The organism is uncultured Agitococcus sp. (genome assembly GCF_937920075.1).
Classification (GTDB): Bacteria; Pseudomonadota; Gammaproteobacteria; order Pseudomonadales; family Moraxellaceae; genus Agitococcus.
In genome coordinates this window covers 1-1,121 of the sequence record NZ_CALETI010000427.1, presented here as the reverse complement: position 1 = coordinate 1,121, position 1,121 = coordinate 1, and the positions used below count along the sequence as shown (strand labels likewise).

The window sequence follows — 1,121 nt, the reverse complement described above, 5'->3', positions numbered from 1 at the left end:
TGTTTTAGTGATACGCTTATAACCGTAATTACTCAAAATGTTGACTAATGGCATTTTAGTGTTAAACGTACCGATTACATCATTATCGCTACTAAACACGCGCACAGGTGCGGATTGCGCCTTGTAATCCTCTTTCTCAATGTGCCACGGACACGCACTTTTAAGCACATCTTTAGCAATATCCCATTGCGTCCAAATGTTTAATAATCCTGACGGTAATTCAGGTATGTTTTTATAGTCACCCACCCAAAAATAAGGCTGTCCAGTGTCGGGATGAATAGACGGCGGTAAAACATCTTGTGTTAAACCCCCGCGTAATTCAAAAACAACATCCGATTCTTTTTGATTGTGTTCGCTTGGCCAGTTAAGCGCGTGGCGTTTTAACTCTACGCCTACGGGTGCTTTAAAAATCAATTTAGAGCGATTCTCGCGCCCCGATTCAATCCGCACACCATCGCGCATCAATTGCGCTAAATCAACGCCCACAGCCTCAAGTGCAATTTGTGAGTGTTCGATGTTGTCAATGTCTAGCGTACAAGTACCACTCAAGCCATGAATCAAGCCAATGCCGTTATGGTCAAACAAGTTTAAATCAGTAACAGGGTTCTGCTCCCATTTGTCTTGAAACGGTTTTTTTCCACGCACTAAGCACAATTTAAAACCATGAGCGACATAACTTGACGCGGCTTCTTTATTGTTTTGCATTTTCTAATTGTCCTTCTAAATAGTCAGAGAGTTTTTTAATTGTGTCATATTCGGCACGTTCAAACTTTACCAACCGATAAATTGTATTTGAGTGAATACCCACACGCTCGGCGACAACATTAAGTTGTCTATCCTCTAACAGTTTTTTAATTTCAGGCAGCGATAACATAATTTAACCTCTTTTTTGTTTGTGAGTGTTGACACAATAACAAATTATAATTACTATGGCAACCACTGGTACACGAAACAAACGAAACCAGTGAAACCAGTGAAACATTAACCAACGAAACAGTGAGTATATTATGAGCAATTTATCAAGCTACAATTTTGATGCAAGCACAATCGAACCATCAAACAGCTATGACCCAATCCCTGCTGGCTGGTATAAGGCTATTATCAGCAATAGCGAGATGAAG

The 1,121-nt window shown here is 40.2% G+C and carries 2 protein-coding genes; both read right to left on the bottom strand.

Going from position 1 to position 1,121, the window contains the following annotated elements:
• Nucleotides 1–705, bottom strand: a 705-nt coding sequence (locus Q0212_RS14505; RefSeq protein ID WP_297926810.1) for a bifunctional DNA primase/polymerase, incomplete at its 3' end; no start/stop codon positions are given.
• Nucleotides 692–874 (bottom strand): helix-turn-helix transcriptional regulator, encoded by a 183-nt coding sequence (locus Q0212_RS14500; RefSeq protein WP_297926807.1) that lies wholly within the window; start codon nt 872–874, stop codon nt 692–694. The genes Q0212_RS14505 and Q0212_RS14500, both read right to left, overlap by 14 nt.
• Nucleotides 875–1,121 lie beyond the last annotated feature (247 nt).

Bases quoted from the DNA above. Each gene is read 5' to 3' on its own strand.
- Q0212_RS14500 (WP_297926807.1), bottom strand. From the start codon at position 874: ATGTTATCGCTGCCTGAAATTAAAAAACTGTTAGAGGATAGACAACTT.